This is a genomic window from Collinsella sp. TM09-10AT (assembly GCF_003436275.1).
Taxonomy (GTDB): Bacteria; Actinomycetota; Coriobacteriia; order Coriobacteriales; family Coriobacteriaceae; genus Collinsella.
Window position 1 is genome coordinate 30,471 of the sequence record NZ_QSOP01000010.1, and the last position, 19,288, is coordinate 49,758.

The 19,288-nt window shown below is 60.4% G+C and carries 14 protein-coding genes; 4 read left to right on the forward strand and 10 right to left on the reverse strand.

Going from position 1 to position 19,288, the window contains the following annotated elements:
* Positions 1–51 precede the first annotated feature (51 nt).
* From DXD77_RS05660 to DXD77_RS05680, 5 genes are all read right to left on the reverse strand, one after another.
* Positions 52–972 carry a PTS system mannose/fructose/sorbose family transporter subunit IID gene (locus DXD77_RS05660; protein WP_117564942.1) on the reverse strand — a complete coding sequence of 307 codons (921 nt, stop codon included), beginning with the start codon at positions 970–972 and terminating at the stop codon, positions 52–54.
* A gap of 16 nt (positions 973–988) precedes the next feature.
* Positions 989–1,807 carry a PTS mannose/fructose/sorbose transporter subunit IIC gene (locus tag DXD77_RS05665; RefSeq protein WP_089573274.1) on the reverse strand — a complete coding sequence of 273 codons (819 nt, stop codon included), beginning with the start codon at positions 1,805–1,807 and terminating at the stop codon, positions 989–991.
* 18 nt (positions 1,808–1,825) lie between these two features.
* Complete coding sequence (locus DXD77_RS05670) at positions 1,826–2,815, reverse strand: PTS sugar transporter subunit IIB (protein ID WP_117637934.1); 990 nt, start codon at positions 2,813–2,815, stop codon at positions 1,826–1,828.
* A gap of 377 nt (positions 2,816–3,192) precedes the next feature.
* Entirely contained in the window at positions 3,193–3,663 is a 471-nt protein-coding gene (locus DXD77_RS05675) for a hydrogenase maturation nickel metallochaperone HypA (protein ID WP_369831498.1), read from the reverse strand.
* A gap of 54 nt (positions 3,664–3,717) precedes the next feature.
* Positions 3,718–6,495 carry an FAD-dependent oxidoreductase gene (locus DXD77_RS05680; protein ID WP_199409009.1) on the reverse strand — a complete coding sequence of 926 codons (2,778 nt, stop codon included), beginning with the start codon at positions 6,493–6,495 and terminating at the stop codon, positions 3,718–3,720.
* Positions 6,496–6,684: 189 nt separating this feature from the next.
* Here DXD77_RS05680 and DXD77_RS05685 point away from each other — a divergent pair, with 189 nt between their 5' ends.
* The 3 genes from DXD77_RS05685 to DXD77_RS05695 all read left to right on the forward strand — a co-directional run bounded on the left by DXD77_RS05685 (position 6,685) and on the right by DXD77_RS05695 (position 10,147).
* The gene (locus DXD77_RS05685) at positions 6,685–7,347 is read left to right on the forward strand and encodes a TetR/AcrR family transcriptional regulator (protein ID WP_117648108.1); all 663 of its coding nucleotides are present in this window, start codon (positions 6,685–6,687) and stop codon (positions 7,345–7,347) included.
* Positions 7,348–7,409: 62 nt separating this feature from the next.
* Entirely contained in the window at positions 7,410–8,417 is a 1,008-nt protein-coding gene (locus DXD77_RS05690) for a DUF5692 family protein (RefSeq protein ID WP_117648110.1), read from the forward strand.
* A 242-nt stretch (positions 8,418–8,659) separates the two neighbouring features.
* Complete coding sequence (locus tag DXD77_RS05695) at positions 8,660–10,147, forward strand: hypothetical protein (RefSeq protein WP_117634472.1); 1,488 nt, start codon at positions 8,660–8,662, stop codon at positions 10,145–10,147.
* 73 nt (positions 10,148–10,220) lie between these two features.
* On the opposite strand, the gene DXD77_RS05700 is transcribed toward DXD77_RS05695, so the two are convergent.
* The 4 genes from DXD77_RS05700 to DXD77_RS05710 form a co-directional block, all read right to left on the reverse strand.
* Positions 10,221–11,573 carry an ATP-binding protein gene (locus DXD77_RS05700; RefSeq protein WP_117637939.1) on the reverse strand — a complete coding sequence of 451 codons (1,353 nt, stop codon included), beginning with the start codon at positions 11,571–11,573 and terminating at the stop codon, positions 10,221–10,223.
* 208 nt (positions 11,574–11,781) lie between these two features.
* The gene (locus tag DXD77_RS10485) at positions 11,782–11,955 is read right to left on the reverse strand and encodes a hypothetical protein (protein ID WP_192934549.1); all 174 of its coding nucleotides are present in this window, start codon (positions 11,953–11,955) and stop codon (positions 11,782–11,784) included.
* A 131-nt stretch (positions 11,956–12,086) separates the two neighbouring features.
* Positions 12,087–14,714, reverse strand: a complete 2,628-nt coding sequence (gene clpB, locus DXD77_RS05705) for an ATP-dependent chaperone ClpB (RefSeq protein WP_117648111.1) — start codon at positions 14,712–14,714, stop codon at positions 12,087–12,089.
* 286 nt (positions 14,715–15,000) lie between these two features.
* Entirely contained in the window at positions 15,001–15,672 is a 672-nt protein-coding gene (locus tag DXD77_RS05710; protein WP_147325421.1) for a hypothetical protein, read from the reverse strand.
* A 234-nt stretch (positions 15,673–15,906) separates the two neighbouring features.
* Here DXD77_RS05710 and DXD77_RS05715 point away from each other — a divergent pair, with 234 nt between their 5' ends.
* Positions 15,907–16,575 carry a hypothetical protein gene (locus DXD77_RS05715; protein ID WP_117583635.1) on the forward strand — a complete coding sequence of 223 codons (669 nt, stop codon included), beginning with the start codon at positions 15,907–15,909 and terminating at the stop codon, positions 16,573–16,575.
* Between the two features lie 272 nt (positions 16,576–16,847).
* Here DXD77_RS05715 and DXD77_RS05720 read toward each other — a convergent pair whose 3' ends face one another.
* A complete protein-coding gene (locus DXD77_RS05720; RefSeq protein WP_117583636.1) occupies positions 16,848–19,148 on the reverse strand; it encodes a hydratase in 2,301 nt (766 codons plus the stop codon).
* Positions 19,149–19,288: the final 140 nt, after the last annotated feature.

Below are 19,288 nucleotides of genomic sequence, written 5' to 3' on the forward strand. Positions count from 1 at the left end.
ATGGCTCAAAAGCCCTTGCCTAGCAACTCTCGGTCTTAAGCCGAAGCGTGCTTACATGAAGCCGCAGACGCGACCGATGATGCCGACGGCGAAGAGAGCCAGGATGATGACGATCGGGCTGACCTTCTTCTTGAGGAGCTTGCAGACCAGCAGGGTCAGGCACACGGCGGCAAGGCCGGGGATGAGCTGATCGAGGTTGGCCTGAAGCGTGGTGACCTTCACCGGGTCGAGTGCGTTGGCACCGACAGAGCTGTACATCGTCAATGCCTGCTTGATGCCCTCAGAACCGGCGGGCAGGTTGGCCCAGTCGATATAGGCGCCAGCGGACTGCGTGACCTTGGAGACGACCGGGGTGAAGGAGATGGACACCCAGCGCTCGACCAGGGCGCCGATGATGAACATACCCAGGATGGAAGCACCCTCGGTGACCTTGCCCATCAGACCGCCGGAGAGGTCCTTGGCGATGGAGGAGCCGACCTTGTAGCCAAACTCCTGCGTGTACCACAGGAAGGCGTAACGGATGATGTTCCACGCGAAGAAGAACAGCAGCGGACCGGCGATGCTGCCGGACAGGGCCAGGGAAGCGCCCAGTGCGCCCAGAATCGGGCGAAGGGTGAACCAGAAGGCGGGGTCGCCGACGCCGGCGAGCGGGCCCATCATACCGACCTTGACGCCCTGAATGGCGACGTCGTCAATCGGAGCACCGTTGGCGCGCTCCTCCTCGAGGGCGAGGGTAACGCCAATGACGGGGGCGGAAACATAGGGGTGGGTGTTATAGAACTCCAGGTGGCGCTTAAGAGCGGCAATCTGGTCATCCTTGCTGGTGTAGAGCTTCTTGATCGCAGGGATCATTGCGAAGCACCAGCCGCCGTTCTGCATACGCTCGTAGTTCCACGAGCCCTGAAGGAACTGATGACGGAAGCAAACCTTCTTACGGTCAGCCTTGGTGAGCTGAATCTTGTTCTCTGCCATATGTATCACTCCCCTCCTACTCGTAATCGTTCAGAATGTCGCCGAGCGGGTCACCGGAGCCACCGCCCATGCCGCCACCCTGCTTGGCCAGATCCTTAAGGCCAAGGTAGATGAGGGCAAGGGAGATGCCGATGAGGCCAAGGGCGATCAGCGTGAGCTGAGGGATGGCAGCAAGGACAAAGCCGAGGATGAAGAACGGCCAGGTCTCCTTGGTGGCCATCATGTTGATGACCATGGCGTAACCGACGGAAGCGACCATGCCGCCGCCGACAGCCATGCCGCCGGACAGCCAATCGGGCATAGCGTTAAGCGCGTTGGTAACGGCCTCGGCCGGGATGATGCACAGAAGTACTGCCGGGATGGCGATACGAACACCCTGCATGAGGATGCCGGCGTACTGCCAACGCTCGATGCCGGCGAAGTCGCCCTTCTCGGCGCAGGCGTCCATGCCGTGAACCATAGCGGTAGCCAGGGTACGGCAGATCATGGTCAGGAACAGACCAGCGACCGACAGCGGGACGGCGACGGCGATGGCGGCGGTAACGGCCTTGGCCGAATCGGTGGCGCCACCGTTGAGGGCGAGCACCATGATGATCGAAGAAGCGACCGAGGCCAGAGCGGCGTCAGGCGCGACGGCGGCGCCGACGTTAGCCCAGCCAAGGGCCATCATCTGGAGCGAACCGCCCAGGAGGATGCCCTCCTGAAGGTGACCGGTTACGAGACCGATAAGCGTGCATGCCACGAGCGGCTGATGGAACTGGAACTCATCCAGAATGCCTTCCATACCGGCAAGCAACGCGACAATCGCAACAAGCAGAATAGTGATTGCAGACATGTATCGGACCCTCCTTTACTATGCTTGAGCGGCCAGTTCGGCCTTAGCTTTCTTCAACATGGCGTCGAGATCCTCGGAGGAATCCGAAGGAACCTTGCGGACCTCGAACTTGACGCCCTTGGCCTTGAGAGCCTCGATGGTCTTGACGTCGTCATCGCCCATAGCGACAGCGTTAGTGACGACGACCTTGCCCTTGGAGTGGGCCATGGAACCGATGTTGGCTTCCTTGATGTCGACGCCGGCCTCGATGGCCCTGAGCAGATCCTGCGGGTTCTCGAACAGCAGCATCGCCTTGGTGTCGCCAAAGCGCGTGTCCTTGACGACCTCGGCCATCTTCTTGATGGGCACGACGTTGGCGTGGACTCCCGGAGGGGCAGCCTGCTCGATCATGGTCTTGCGGAGCTCGTCGTGAGCAACGCCGTCGGAGACCACGATGATGCGGTTGGGGTTGATCTGCTTGGTCCACGTGGTGGCCACCTGACCATGCAGCAGACGCGTGTCGATACGGACGTGGGCGATCTTGATGTGCCCGTCGCCGATCACCGTTCCCGGAGGAATGGCACCCGCAGGAGCAGCGGCGGCCGCAGCCGGCTTCTTCTCCTCGGGCTCCAGAGACTCGGGCTTGACGCGCACGCCGGCCTTAGCCTCAGTCACGAGATGTTTTGCGATCGCATGTGCAGTGTTCTTTGCGTCAAAGCGCTGCGAATATGCCTCGATGAGCATAGGCAGGTTGACACCGGTGACGATAGCCCAGGAATCATGGCCCTCGATGAGACCGCTGATCTGGTTGAAGGGCGTGCCGCCCCACAGATCAACGAGGAAGAGCACCTGCTCCTGGTCCTCGAAGGAAGCGACTGCTTCCTCGACCTTGGCTCGGAAGTCGTCGGGGCCCATGCTCGGCTCGAGCGAGACCACGGCTACAGACGGCTGATCGCCAAAGACCATCGAGCCCGTCTGCTTGATTCCAGCCGCCAAGTCACCATGGCTAGCAAGAACAATACTTACCATCACATAACCTCCTTTTTGTCTACGTATTTCCTACACGACAATAAAGGAGTATACCTGTTCGCCTTGTGGATTTATAGCTAAATTCGCAAACGGTTGCATTATTTGTTTAAACGTCTAAGTTTGTTACAAATTGATTACGTTGCTGATTTACAGCTCATTGCCTACTAAAACGTGATTTCCCAATTACTTTCACAGATATATACAGACACTCTGTTCATTAACGCCGCTTTTAGGTTAATCCCAATGCGCCTGCGTGCCGCTATTTTGTTTAAACAGACATAACTTGACTAATTGTATAACTTATGATCTAGCGCAAGTAGTCGTTGGGGACGTTCTTAAACGACTAGTCAAACAAGAACGTCCCCAACGACTAGGGGCTAGACGATGTGGAGAGGGTTAGCGGCGTCGACGGCGTCGGGGGCGTCAGAAGGGCCGTCGGGGGCAGCGTCTGTCGGGTCCTCGTCGGGGGTCTCGATCTGCTTGATCATGACCTCCTGGCCCTGCAGCAGATAGGTCTCGCCGCTACCGCAATGGGGGCAGGTCTTGCCGTGCTCGACCGTCGCGTAGTCGCAGCCGCACGCCTCGCAATGCGTCACGGCCTCGACAGGCTCCACAATAAGCTCCGCGCCCTGCGTGATAGGCTTTTTATCTGCCGCCCAGCGCCAAGCGTCAAGCAGCAGATCGGGAACGACGCCCGAGACCTCGCCCAGCAGCAACGTCACACTCGAAACGCGACGCACGCCATTGGCGCGCGCCACATTCTCAACATCGCGAATGATGTGATACACAATCCCTAATTCATGCAAGTCGAAACCCTTTCTGCAGAGGTTGATTCGATGCAAACTCAAAGCAAGGGGACGGCGAAATCTAGTCTGCGCCGTCCCCTTACCCGCCATGGTTACCTATTTACGACCGAACTTAATCTTGATGGCGCGCTTCAAAGCGTACTTGCCGAGGCTCGGGAGCTTTTGCTCGTATTTGACCATCGTGGAGCACTCGGGGCGGTCGCGATCCAGATGGATGGCGTCAAACGCGCACTTGGTGGTGCACAGGCCGCAGCCGATGCACTTGTTGGGGTCGACGATCGAGGCACCGCAGCCCAGGCAGCGAGCGGTCTCGGCGCGCACCTGCTCCTCGGTAAAGGTCTCGACGTACTCGCTAAAGGGCGCAGCCTTCTCGCGCTCGCGGTCGACACGTGCCACCTCGCGGCTTGCGTTGTCATAGCTCTCAATCACAACATCGTCGCGGTCAAGCGCGGTGTAGCGGCGCTGGTTGCGGCCGATGGTGAGCGTGGAGCCCGGCTGCACAAAGCGATGGATGGACACGGCGGCCTCGTGACCGGCGGCGATGGCGTCGATAGCAAAGCTGGGACCGGTATAGACGTCGCCGCCCACAAAGATGTCGGGCTCGGCGGTCTGGTACGTCTGCGGATCGGCAAGGGCACCCTGGCCGCGGCCGAGCTCCACCTTGGAGCCAGCCAGCAGGTCGCCCCACACAATGGACTGGCCAATCGACATGACGACACGGTCGGCATCGACACGACGCAGGTCGTTCTCGTCGTACTCGGGCGCAAAACGGCCCTCGTCGTCAAAGACGCGCGTGCAGCGCTTGAAGGTGATGCCGCACACACGACCGGTCTCGTCCAGGTGAACCTCCTTGGGACCCCAGCCGCAGCTGATGTGAGCACCATCCTCGATGGCCTCGCGACGCTCCTCCTCGCTGGCGGGCATCTGAGCCTCGCTCTCCAGGCAGAACATCTCAACATGCTCGGAGCCCAGACGGCAGGCGTTGCGCGCGACATCGATGGCCACGTTGCCGCCGCCCACCACGATGGTGCGGCCGGGCAGCGCGTTGATCTTGCCACTGTTGACCTCGCGCAAAAAGTCGACAGCCACCGTCACGTCCTCGGCATCCTCGCCCGGAATGCCGGCAAGGCGTCCGCCCTGGCAGCCGATGGCAACATAGAAGGCCTTAAAGCCCTGCTCGCGCAGCTCGTCGAGCGTCACATCACGACCGACCTCCACGCCATAGCGGAACTCGGCACCCATCAGGCGAATAACCTCGACCTCGGCCTCAATAACGTCCTTCTGCAGCTTAAAGCTGGGAATACCGTAAGTGAGCATGCCGCCCGGGCGCTCGTTCTTCTCGAACACGACGGGCTTGTAGCCCTTCTCGGCCAGGTAGAAAGCGCAGGACAGGCCGGCCGGACCGGCACCGATAATAGCGATCTTCTGATCGAAGCCGCCAGCGCGCGTCGGCGTCACCACGGGCGGGACATAGCGGGTCGCGGCATCCAGATCGCGCTGGGCGATGAACTTCTTGACCTCGTCGATAGCCACGGCGGCGTCCACACGACCGCGGGTGCAGGCATCCTCACAGCGGCGGTTGCACACACGGCCGCAGATAGCGGGCAGCGGGTTCTCGCGCTTGATGAGCGCCAGCGCCTCGTCATAGCGACCCTGCGCCGCGAGCTTCAAATAGCCCTGAACGGCGACATGCGCGGGGCAGGCCGTCTTGCAGGGAGCGGTGCCGGACTCATGCGTCTCGATGCGGTTGTCGTTGCGGTAGTTGGGCGACCACTTGGTATGGTCCCACTTGGTGGCATCGGGCAGCTCCTGGCGCGGATACTCGGGCACCTGTCCGCCCGCCTTTTTGCTGCAGAGCTTCTGGCCCAGCTTGGCGGCGCCGGCCGGACACACCTCAACACAGCGACCGCAGGCCACGCACTTGTCCTTCTCGACCTTGGCGACATAGGCCGAGCGCGACAGGTTGGGCGTGTTGAACAGCTGCGAGGTGCGCAGGGCGTAGCACACGTTAACGTTGCAGTTACAGATGGCGAAGATCTTGTTCTCGCCGTCGATGTTGGTGATCTGGTGCACAAAGCCGTTGTCCTCGGCCTGGCGCAGGATGTCGTAAACCTCGTCGCGGGTCACGTAATGGCCACGGTCGGTCTCGACCACGTAGTCGGCCATATCGCCCACAGCGATGCACCAGTCGGCCGGATCGTCGGCGCAGCCTTCGCCCATCACGCGGCGGCTCGCGCGGCAGCTGCAGGTGCTGGCGGCATATTTGCCATCGTATTTGTCGAGCCAATGCTCGATATGCTCGATCGGCACCGAGGTGCTCGCGGCATCGATGGCCTTCTCGACCGGAATGACATGCATGCCGATGCCGGCACCGCCGGGCGGCACCATCGGCGTGGCCTTGGACAGCGGGCCTTTGGATGCCTGCTCAAAAAACTTGGCATAGACCGGATGCTCCTCGAGCTGGCTCACGCGCATGTTGAGGAACTCGGCAGAACCCGGCACCAGCATGGGCAGCACCCACTGCTTGGCGCGCTCGGGGTTTTCCCAGTTGTACTCGAGCAGACCCGTGTAGCTCATGTCGTCGAGCATTTTTTCGATATCGGCCTCGGGCATGCCGGTGAGCTTGACCATCTCGGGCAGCGTATAGGGACGGCGCATCTTCATCTTGCAGAGCACTTCGGCCTGCTCGTCGGTTGCGGCCTCGGCAAACGACCAGTACTCGTAGCCCAGCAGCTCGTCGCGGTGCAGCAGGCGGTTGGTGCAGTGCTCACACAGTTTGACGATGGCCTCGCGCGGATGCTCCGGTATCGGCGGCACGAACTCCGCGCCGATATCGGGCTCGGTATAGCTAATCCCCGGTCCGTTGAGAATCATAGTCGTCCCTTCTCTTGCCACAGCCCGGCGAGACCGCAGCGCCCCTCTTTTTTTGCAGGCCGGGCATGCCCCCATGCCTTTCACCCGCCATTGTTGACATTGTGTCAAAAATAGTATTGACGAACCGTCAACAATATTCAAGACTGTTAGGCGAACGGTCAGGCAAAAGAGGATGAAAGGCGGCAAAACATGGGCAACAACGCAGCAGATATCTCTGTGGTCGATGCCGTCCCCGCATCCGATAGCGCGGCAAAACGCCTGACGGGCGACGAGCGCCGTCGCGAGATCCTCGCCGCTGTGCGCGTCGTGAGCGCCGAGCTTGGTGTGTCCCATCTTTCGGTATCGGCCGTGACCAAGCGGGCTGGCTGCACGCGTTCGCTGTTCTACCACTACTTTGCCGATATGGATGCCGCCGTCACCGCCGTTATGGACGAGGCAATCGACGGCTTTATCGCCGAGCTCGAGCAGTGGAACGCCAGCCGCACGGTTGGCGACATCGAAGGCGCACTCGACACCGTTGCTCCGCTCTTTAAGCGCCTGGTCGTGAGCGGCCACGAGTTGCCGAGCACGCTCACCTCGAGCAGCGGCGCGCTCTACGGCGGCTTTTTGCACAACGTGGTCCAGCGCGTGGCGCAGTATATCTGCGATACCACCGTGGTGGATTTTGTCGCCCATCACGAGCTACGCATCGACCATGTCTACGAGACGTTCTACACCCTCATCATGGGGCTGCTGATGTATATCCGCACGCACCCCGATGTGCCCGACGAGACAGTCAAGGAAATCATCGCCTCGACGCTCCATATCGAGGGCTATACCGCCAAGTATCAGGAGCGCAAGCCCCAGAACTGACGACATTTTGCCAAACTGCCCGCGACGGAAGAGGGGACGCGGGCGCATGAAAGGAGAGCAGCATGCTGTTCGATGTCTGGGGTAGCGATACCCTTATCCACTGGGTCGGCTGGGCGATGGTCTTTATCGGCCTGATCGTGCTCAACGAGGTCGGCCGCCGCACCAAGCTGGGCGCGGCAATCATCTTTGGCGTAGCTCCGCTTGCCATGACCATCTACTGCGTCGCCATCGCCATCGGCGTTTCGCAGGGTGCCGAGTGGGCACTCACCAACCCCACCCATGTGTACCAGAACAGCTGGTTCCACTACGCCAAGGTATACGCGGCGCTGGCCGGTTGCTGGGGCTTCATTGCCATTAAGTACCAGTGGGGCAAGATCGGCAAGGCGCATTGGTTCCGCGCGTGGCCGTTTGTGATCGTCGCCATCAACATCATGATCGCCGTCGTGTCCGACTTTGAGAGCGCCTATCACTTCTTTGTCCTGGGCCAGTCCACCTGGGTCACCTCCGAAGGTGCCACGCAGCTCGCCGGCTGGAACAACGTGTTCAACGGCATCGCCGGTATCATCAGCATCTTCTGCATGACCGGTTGGTGGAGCGTCTACGCCTCCGAGGACAAGACCGACATGCTGTGGCCCGACATGACCTGGGTCTACATCATCGCCTACGATATCTGGAACTTCTGCTACACCTACAACTGCCTGCCCACCCACTCCTGGTTCTGCGGCTTTGCGCTGCTGCTGGCGCCCACCGTCGCCGCCTTTATCTGGAACAAGGGCGGCTGGATCCAGAACCGCGCCTTTACGCTTGCTATTTGGTGCATGTTTGCCCAGGTGTTCCCGTACTTCCAGGAGGAGTCCATCTTTGTGACCCACTCCACGCTCGACCCCGGCGCCGCTACCGCGGTCTCGATCGCCGCACTGGTCGCCAACATCGCCGCGATCATCTACATCGCCTACCGCGCCAAGAAGCTCGGCCGCAATCCCTACAAGCAGGATGTCTTTGAGGGCACCAGCGATTGGGAGAAGGCTACCGCTCGCCGCGCCAAGGTGGATTACGCACACGCCGAGTAACGCGCTCGCTGCCGTCCGCATTTGGATGCAGGCGCGTCTCTTTGGCTCCGTAATCTCGCGTTATGCGCAGCCCCCGGAAAGCAATTCGTTTGCTTTCCGGGGGCTTTTTGCTGTCGCGCGTGCATTCATGCACATATTCACAATGTATCGCGCAGATAAAATCGAATTTCCGACTGCACGCCAGCTCTATGTGACCTTAATTTTGGGTACATTGTTGTCCCGATATTGAGCTTGGGGGATATATGGAAAATGAGACGAGGGGCCAAGAGGACGCGGCCCAAGATGCAGCGGCGTGCGCCGAGGCCTTGGAGAGCCTAGACCGGTTTTCGCTGGACGAAGTTGCGTTTGACGAGACAATCGTCGACATGCAGGACGCGGCGGGCGATGGCATACCGGATACGGGCGACGACGTCGAGGATGCTCGCGATGAAGCCGATGTCGAAAAAGGCGATGACGAGGGCAATGGCCAACCGGAACCCAACGCGGGAGATGAGACCTCCCTGCTTGGCGACTTGCCCGTCGACGAATCGCTCACCCGCGAGCTCCCCGGCTTGGGCTCTGCGCCAGTCGTCGACGAGACCATCGCCATGGGAGATATTCCCCTGCCGTCCGCTCCCTCGGCACACGAAGCCGAGGTTCGTCATCGTAAGATGTCGCCCAAGCGCCGCAATCTGATGGTCGCCGGTGTCGTGGCCGTCGCGCTCGTCGCCGGCGGCGCGGGCTATGCGGCTTGGAACGGATACCAGCAAGAGCAGGCCGCCGTAGTTGCCGCAAACGCCCATACCATGATGTCGGTGCAAATTGGCGTACATGCCGCGGGACTCGACTGCTCCACCGGCTCAAAGATCCCCGTGCAGGTGAGTGGCCAGGACTCCGACGGCTCTTCTGTGAGCGAAACGCTCTACGTTGACGAGCACGGCCGCGGCATCAAACTGCTGCCCGGCGATTACACGCTCTCCATCGCTGCCTCCCCCATCGCGGCCGACGGCACCATCTATACCGTCCCGACCACCAAGACGCAGGTCACCGTTAAGAGCGATGGACAGGATTTAAGTGCCCAGGCTGCCTTTAAACTCAAGGTGCCTTCGGCCGACACGGTAACCAACGACCAGATCGACGCCGCCGCCAAGTATGCCGAGGAAGGCGGCGCGAGCTCCGCCGCCACCGCCAAGGTGCTCCAGCAGGCGGCAACCGCGCGGCGCGACGCCGCCGTCAATGCCGTGAGCGCGCAAAAGGCACAGGCAGCCCGTGATGCCGACGCCCGTCACAAGGCAACCGACCTCTACCAGCTCGATATCCCCGTCGAATGGTACGGCAAGGTCGAGACTTGGCAAAATGGCAGCACGCTATGCATCTATCTTGCCGGCGACAGCGATACGCCGATTGTGACGCTCGTCGCGGTGCGCGAGGGCGAGAGCTTTACGCCCGATGAGGGCGATACGGTTTTGGGTGCGGCCAATCTAGGCAACGGTTATACCGTCTACGCCAGCGGCCCCGTCTATCCGTACGTGGTGCCCCAGACCATCAACGGGCGCACGCAGAACCCCGTGTCGACCTATCCCATGGACACAGCCATTGAGCTTGTCGAGCTTACGACCGGCAACCGCTACACCTACAGCCAGATCAAGAGCGTGCTGGTCGGCAAAGACGGCAAGGCCGACGCTGCCACCAAGCTCGAATGCGACTACATCGCCCAGATTCTGCTGCCGAGCATCAAGGCCCAGGACTAGCCGGGCGCATCATGGTACTCCCCAACCGTGATGAAGGGGCCAGGAGGTCCTGGCCCCACAGATCCGTAGATGATTAGGCAAGGAGCCACTTCCATGCGGGCACAGCGTGTACCACACCGTGTTCACATGGAATATCGGCCTGTTCATCCATAGTAACGATTACCGACTCGCCAAGATCAAACTGGGCCATCGAGGCATCGAGGGCTGCAATTTCGCGTTCGCGCGTTTTCTCGCTTGCCATATCCACACTCACCTGAGTCAGGCTATAAGCCTGCATGAGAAGTGCATCCCCAGCCACAAAGTCAACCTCATGGCTTTTATTCTTCTCCTTGACCAGTAGGCGGCAGACCGAACCGACCCGCACCGCAGGAGTCCTTCTTCTGAGCGCATTGAACACCGCAGTCTCGAGCCTCTGGCCCTGGTCCAATGCCGATGCGGGAGAGAATGCTCCAAACATCGCAGGATCGACAGCGTAGACTTTAGACGCAGACCGCGTATTATTTGCAAGTGAACGCGTAAACTCCGGCACAGAAAACAGCAGGTAGGCGTCCTCGTAATACTCAAGTAAGTCGCTGAGCGAATTACGACTGACGGGTATCTGCCTGCTCTTGAACTCGTTGTACACCTTGTTCACCGACAGCTCTCGTCCCGAAGATGCCATACACCGCGTCAGAAACAGTGAGGCCAAACGAGGGCTCTTGACGTCGTAACGCTCCACAACGTCCATAGCGACCGTTCGCGACGCATATTCCTGTAGCAGCTGAATCGCGTCTGCGGGCGTCTGCTCAAGTGTCGCGATGAATCCCCCTCGCTCGAGATATCCGACCAGATGGTGTCGGAGCAACGCTGCAGCGCTTGAGGAGAAGGGCGCGTTCGACTCAGGAACGCTCCCCGTCTTATATCGGACGTATTCCGAAAAACTCAACGGAAAAAGCTCTCGCACAAGAGAACGGCCCCTGAACTCGCTCTTAAGTTCTGAGGACAGCATCTTAGAAGAAGATCCCGTCACGTAAACGGTCGCCTTCTCCGTATCGACCACGCGTCGCAGAAACGCACCCCATTCGGGTATTTCCTGGATCTCGTCAAAGAAAAGGTAGGCGCCCTCGCCTCGAGCAGCAGGATATAGTGCATAGAATGTATCGAGCACGTCCGCTAGTAGCGATGGCTCATACGGACGCAAGCGCTCATCCTCAAAATTGAAATATAGCATCCGGTCAAGCTCGACGCCTTGGCCCTGAAGCCGCCGCATCTCCTGATACAGGCGATACGTCTTTCCACAACGACGGGCGCCCACAATCACATATACGATGTTGTCGCGCTTTGGCTCCTGCGGGTTGCCCAGATCAAGGTCGCGCTCAAAGACCTGCGGAATCCCCTGTTGCTCAAAGTCCTTTATTTTTTGAGCCACCAAGTCGTTGAATGCCATAATTCTCCAATCTTGCTCTCCTGCTAATCAAGATTATAACGATTCTTGATTAGCAGGAGAGCAAGATTGTGCGTATCTTGATTAATGGATAAGCAAGTTTTCTATTAGTGGCCCCTCCCGGAGGATATCGAGCGGCCGAGGGGGGCAGGCATGAACGCCTCTAGCCGAAAACAAAGTAGCTAAAAAAGCCCCGTCCCAAATGAGCTACTTAACGCCAGGGGTCAGCTTCGAAGAGGGGCTCGCGCTCGGGGCGGCGATCGCTGTAGGGATCGTAGCCGTCATCGTCCTCGTTCTCGGCACGGATGTAGGGGTCGCGCGGCTTGGGCGCCGGCTTGGACGTGGGCCTGGGCGCCGGCGCGCTTGTCTTGATCTCGTCTTTCATCTGCATAGCTCCTTACATCGCATCCGTTCGGCATCATCGATTGTCGCACGAAAAAGGGCGGCGGACCCAATGGATCCGCCGCCCTTGGCGTTTAGAGACGGCTGGTAGATTTTAAGGCATATCCCAAAAATCTACTCGGCGTCGGGGACCTCGTAGGTGGCCGCCGGCGTGTTATCGCACACGACGGTAAAGCCGCCGTCCTTGTCGGCATCGACCGTCACCTGATCGCCCTCGCGCACCGTGCCGTCGATGATAGCGGCGGCGATGGCATCCACGACCTCGCGCTGAACCAGACGCTTGAGCGGACGGGCGCCAAAGACCGGGTCCAGGCCGCCCACGGCGAGCATCTGCTTGGCCGCCGGGGTGATGGCAAGCGTCATGCGCTCCTTGGCCAGACGCGCGCGGACGTCGGCGAGCTGGATGTCGACGATCTTCTCGATCTGCGCCATGCCGAGCGGATGGAACACCACGATATCGTCGATACGGTTGAGGAACTCGGGGCGGAAGGTTTGAGCCATGGCCCCGTCAACCTGATGGCGCATCTCCTCCTCGTCCTTGCCGGACAGATCGGCGATAGCCTTGGAGCCCACGTTGGACGTCATGATGATAATCGTGTTCTTGAAGGACACTTGGCGACCCTGACCGTCGGTCAAACGGCCGTCGTCGAGCACCTGCAGCAGCACGTTAAAGACATCCGGATGAGCCTTCTCCATCTCGTCGAGCAAGATCACGGAGTACGGACGACGGCGCACGGCCTCAGTGAGCTGGCCGCCCTCGTCGTAACCCACGTATCCCGGGGGCGCACCGATCAGACGCTGGACGCTGAACTTCTCCATGTACTCGGACATGTCGATACGCACGAGTGCGCGCTCGTCATCGAACAGGCACTCGGCAAGCGCCTTGGCGAGCTCGGTCTTGCCCACGCCGGTGGGGCCCAGGAAGAAGAAGCTGCCGATGGGCTTGTCTGGGTCGGAGAGACCCGCACGGCTGCGACGCACGGCCGCGGCTACAGCGGAGACGGCCTCGTCCTGACCGATAACGCGCTTATGCAGCTCGCCCTCCAAGCCCTTCAACTTGTCGAGCTCGCCCTGCATCATCTTGGACACGGGCACACCGGTCCAGGCGCTCACGACCTCGGCGATCTCATCGGAGGTCACCTGTTCGTTGAGGCCCTCGCCGTCCTGCTGCTTTTGCGCCTCGAGCGCAGCCTCGGAATCCTGAATCTGCTGCTGCAGACCCGGGATCACAGAATAGCGAAGCTCGGACGCACGGCCCAGATCGCCGTTGCGCGTCGCGCGCTCCTCTTCGCTCTTGGCCGCGTCAAGCTGGCCCTTAAGCTCCTGCACGTGGTCGATGGCGTTCTTTTGGTTGAGCCAGCCGGCCTTTTGCACGTTGAGCTTTTCCTGGACTTCGGCAATCTCTTGGCGCAGAGCCTCCAAACGCTCCTTAGAGGCGTCGTCGGTCTCTTTCATGAGCGCCTGTTCCTCGATCTGCAGCTGGGTGAGCTGACGCGTGGTGGCGTCGATCTCGACCGGCATGCTGTCGAGTTCCATGCGCAGGCGGCTCGCGGCCTCATCGACCAGGTCGATAGCCTTGTCGGGCAGGAAGCGGTCGGCGATGTAGCGGTCGGAGAGGTCGGCGGCAGCCACGAGCGCGCTATCGGTGATGTGTACGCCGTGGAAGATCTCGTACTTCTCCTTCAGGCCACGCAGGATTGAAATGGTGTCCTCGACGGTAGGCTCGCTGACCATCACGGTCTGGAAACGACGGGCGAGCGCCGCGTCCTTCTCGATGTACTTGCGGTACTCGTCGAGCGTGGTCGCGCCGATCGCGTGCAGGTCGCCACGAGCGAGCGCCGGTTTGAGGATGTTGCCGGCGTCCATGGAGCCCTCGGTGGCACCCGCGCCCACGATGGTATGGAGCTCATCGATGAACAGGATGACCTTGCCTTGCGCCTTTTGCACTTCCTTGAGCACGGCCTTCAAGCGGTCCTCGAACTCGCCGCGATACTTGGCGCCGGCGACCAGCGCGCTCATGTCGAGCTCGATGAGGTCGCGGTCGCGCAGGGTGCTCGGCACGTCGCCGGCCACGATACGCTGGGCGATACCCTCGACGATGGCCGTCTTGCCGACGCCCGGCTCGCCGATGAGCACGGGGTTGTTCTTGGTGCGGCGGGACAGAACCTGGATGGTACGGCGGATCTCGTCGGTACGGCCGATGACCGGGTCGAGCTTGCCGGCGCGGGCCAGATCGCAGATGTTGCGACCGTACTGCTCCAGCGCCTCAAACTGGGTCTTGTCCTCGGCAGACGTCACGCGGTCATCGCCACGCAGCTCCTCGTAGACCTGCTCGATGCGCTCCTTGGTCACGCCAGCGTCACGCAGTACACGACCAGCCTCGCCCTTGTCCTCGGCAAGCGCCATCAGCAGATGCTCGGTCACCACAAAGCTGTCACCCATCTTGGTGGCCTTCTTCTCGGCCTTCTCGATGACACGGACGAGCTCATTGGAAAGGCCCATCTGCTGGCCCTCGCCCGAAACCTTGGGCGCGCGGTCGATGGCATCTTGTGTGGAGCGTGCAAGCTGGGCCGGATCGGCGCCGATGCGCTCGATGATCACGGAGATATTGCGCTCGCCGGCACCAAGCAGGGCGGACAGCAGGTGAATCGGCTCCACCGCGCCGGCCTGCGCGTCGGCAGCTGTGCTCATGGCGGTCTGCAGCGCCTCGCGCGACGTCATTGCTAGCTTATCGATTCTCATGGAATCACCTCTCTTGGGGCGGCCGCCCTACGGGGCGGCTTCACGTTGTTCGAGAAGTATTGTTGCCAGCTTTGCGCGATCTTATACACAAATCTAAGTCTCTATATATAAGATTTTCTGAGTGATTGATGGATAGGGTACTGAGATGTCAGCCCGCCGCTGCCCAGGCGCACTACCGTCTCGATCTGTAACATCTAGCAGCCATTTTTGATCCTAGATGTTACAGATCGAGACAGACCGAAAACCACCACAAAGAGGACAGGCACCTTTGTGGTGGTCGCGGTCTCTACTCCTTCGCCGAACCCGTACTTCCCGATTCGACGATCCAGGGCATCTCATCCTCGAACAGCCATGTACGGGCAGACCCACTATCGCGTGCAGTCTGCGGGTCAGGCAAGCAGGTCTGTTCATAGGCATCTTGGATACACTGACCCATAAAATCGTTGAGCTCGGTCTGGTCGCCCTCCATGACATAGGCGACATCGCCGTCCATGATGTAGATGCCCGGACCCTCATTGCCCTCGTAGCCCGGATCGTACGAGACATCACATAACTTTGCGCCGTTTGCAGTGTCCAGCTCGATGGACGAGTGGCATCCGCCAACCATGTCGTTCGCTTTTGCCCGATAGGACGCATATCCGTACCAACGCTTAAATGTTTTGCCCTTGAGTAGCTCGGACGCCCTATCGATCAGGCTTGTATCCGTGGTATAGCGCATGGCCCCAAGCTGAATACGCGGATAATTGCTAATACCCAGCACAGCCGGCTGCTCATCAAAATCAACGGTAATGGTCTCGGGCTTGTCGTCGCCGGTCAGAAGTTCGACAGATTGAGTCACAGGCTTGACCACCGGCTCCGTCACCGCAGCAGGTAGAAATGCCATACCGACAGCGCCCGCGCCAACCACAGCGATCGCAAGCGCCAAAACAATCAATCCAATACGGGCAGGACTTCTCACAGCAAAGCACCTCGCAACGCAAACCTTCGCTACCTGCACTAATGATATCGCCAGCCAGCACTATTACCAAAAGAAGCCGCGCGCTCCTCACCACCACAAAGGGGACAGGCACCTTTGTGGTGGTTTTCGACGCTAACGGTCGACCATCTCGCGCAATGAGATTAAACTTGAATTGCTCTCTGAACATATCCATTTCTGCCTATCCTCAACAGATCTTTGTCTCGAGGAGCGCATATGAAGCCGCCTCATTCCACCGGTCGCAACGTCATCGCCATTCTCGCCATACCCATCGTGATGCTCTTCCTTATCGTCATCACGCCCTTTTCCCTTGGTATCACCTCGCCCTTCGATTTATGCGGAATGGTCGACGCCGGCTCGCGTGCCACCTCGCTCTCCTTTATCTGTCGCGGCGTGTTTTACGAAGATGGAATTCCCACCGGAAGTTGGCAGTCAAAGTTGCCACTGCTCGGTCAGATCGACGGATGCTCCCCCTATTTCTGCCTTGGACCTCAGACGCTAAACTATCTAATCGACGACCAGCCACTCGACTTCATCACCCTCGCCTACGACTACGCACCAAACACCGATGAGCGTCACATGAACCAAGTCCTCGACAAGATGCTTGGACAGTGCGGGCTCACCGAGGAGGCCGGTCGAACCATCTATAGCAACCAGAAATTAAAGCGAACAGAACTCCGCCGTGTCGGAAAAATCAAAGGGCGAAACGGGGCCGCCTACTGGGATGCCTGGGCAACACGCGACAAGGGCGAATTCGGACACAGCACCTATATGGTCACTGTCTACACCAAAGACGGAATTAAGGACAATGTTGACGATTTCGCGTCATCCAAACTCGGCATCCCCAAAACAACCAAACCCGCCAGCCCAGATGAAATTCTGTAGAGCCGCCCATTAACATGCCGCTCAACGATCACAACAGCATCGAGCTCGTCCCCACCACCACAAAGGTGCCTGCCCCCTTTGTGGTGGTTTTCAACAAAAAGAAGCCGCCCCGATAACAGAGGCGGCATCAAGCAAGTCTATTTATTAGCGTCCCTCAAGACCCAACGAGAACGCAGAAATGTAGCCCGGGGCTTACCCTTTCCCGAACGCGGCCCTCGCGAAGCGCGTGAGCGGGCGGGAAAGGGTAAGCCCCGGGCGGACAATTAAGTGCGCTACTCGGCAGCGGCCTTGAACTTGTTGTAGTTGATCAGGCAGCCGGCCTTGACGATGGCACGCTCCTCTGCCGTCATATCGGCAATGTAGAGCTCAATCTGCTCGACCGCACCATCGGCGCGCACCACGTAGGCGGCGATGTCCTTCAGGTCGCCATCGAGCGCGGCACGGATACCCGGCACAAAGACGTAATCGCCCACCTCAAAGTTGGGCTCGGCCTCCATCTGGAAGGGCACCATGCCCCAGTTCATCACGTTGGAGCGATAGCGCTTGGTGGCGTACTCGTGGACGATGTTGGCCAGGCCGCCAATTACGCGCTGGCAGCTCGCGGCCTGCTCGCGGGCGCTGCCGTCGCCAGGCTTCTTGGCGTAAATCATGGAACCGAACTCGGTCGCCTTGGCATCGGCCGCGACACCCGCGCCGGCCAGCGCCTCAAACACACCGGCAAGCTCGGCATCGAACGCCGCCAGGTCGCCCGCGGACTCGCCGGCAACGCGACGCTTCTCCACAGCGTCGACCTCCTTGGAGCGACCCACGTAGGCCGGGTCGCGGCGGCTCAGCGTAAACTCAGCCAGGCCCAGCGGGTTGGAGCGGAAGGAGCTCGTCTCGCCCGAGGGAATGAGCTCGTCGGTCGTGGTGACCGGGTCCATGATCTTGGAGCAAACCTTGAGCAGGATGTCGTCGCCGAGCGGCTCCATCGCGGGCCACGGCTTGATGTTGGGGCCTTCGACCAGCTCGTCGGCAGGCTCCGCCTTGCCAAAGCCCCAGTACACGCGCTTCTTGTACGGCGCGTCGTCAAAGGTGTACTCGCAGGCCTCGTCCCAAGTGTCCTCGGGCAGGTCGGTCGCCGGCGTCAGGACGCCGCCGTTGGCAGCCGTTGCCGCAATGGAGCGGGCGTCCATCAGGGCCACGGCGCTCAGCTGGCCATTACCCGGCTTGGAACCCTCGCGGTTGGGGAAGTTGCGCGTGGTGTGACGGATCGAAAGGCCGTTGTTGGCGGGCGTGTCGCCGGCGCCGAAGCACGGGCCGCAGAATGCCGTGCGCACGATTGCGCCGGCCTCCATGAGGTCGTAGATGTAGCCGCGGCGTGTAAGTTCGAGCGCCACGGGCTGGCTCGTGGGATAGACCGACAGCGAGAACTCGCCGCAGCCGGTATTGGCGCCCTTGAGCACGCGGGCAGCCTGGACCACGGAGTCATAGTTGCCGCCCGAGCAGCCGGCGATAACGCCCTGCTGCACGTGCAGCTTGCCGTCGACGATCTTGTCGAGCAGGCTAAAGTGCGTCTTGCCCTCGCCGATCTTGGCGGCCTCGAGCTCCACCTCGTGCAGGATGTCCTCGAGGTTCTCGTTGAGCTCGTCGATCTCAAAGCCGTTGGAAGGATGGAACGGCAGTGCGATCATGGGCTTGATGCTCGACAGGTCGACCTCGACGCAACCGTCGTAGTAGGCGACATCGGCGGGCTTGAGCTCGCGATAGTCGTCGCCGCGGCCGTGCATGGTCAAAAACGCGTGCGTGTCCTCGTCGGTGGCCCAGATGCTCGACAGGCAGGTGGTCTCGGTGGTCATGACGTCAACGCCGTTGCGGTAGTCGGTCGTCATGCTCGCGATGCCCGGGCCCACAAACTCCATGACATTGTTCTTGACGTAGCCCTTGGCAAAGACGGCGCGAATGATGGCGAGCGCCACGTCGTGCGGGCCGACGCCGGGGCGCGGGGCGCCCGTGAGGTAGATGGCCACGACGCCGGGATAGGCGACATCGTAGGTGTCGCGCAGCAGCTGCTTTGCCAACTCGCCGCCGCCCTCGCCCACGGCTATGGTACCCAGGGCACCATAGCGGGTGTGCGAGTCGGAACCCAGGATCATCTTGCCGCAACCGGCGAAGTTCTCGCGCATAAAGGAGTGGATGACGGCGATGTGCGGCGGAACGAAGATGCCGCCGTACTTCTTGGCTGCGGAAAGGCCAAAGACGTGGTCGTCCTCATTGATGGTGCCGCCCACGGCGCACAGCGAGTTATGGCAGTTGGTGAGCACGTAAGGCAGCGGGAACTGCTCCATGCCCGAAGCGCGCGCCGTCTGGATGATGCCGACAAAGGTGATGTCGTGGCTCGCCATGGCATCGAAGCGAATCTTGAGTGCCTCGGGGTCGCCCGACGTATTGTGTGCCTGGAGGATCGAATACGCGATGGTGCCGCGCTTGGCATCCTCGGGTGTCTGCGTAATACCGCGCTCGGCAGCCTCGGCCGCAGGCACAACCTCGCTGCCGCCGCGCAGGTAGATGCCGTCCTCGTACAGCTTGACCATACTGTCTCCCACTCTGCCCAAAAGATTTGGGCGCATAGCATACATTCGTTCAATATCGTGCCATAGAACGGTTGCGAGTGGGTTACGAATCTCTGCGTTCACTTTATCTCAGTAAAGCAGAGGACGAGTTAGGTCCTGGG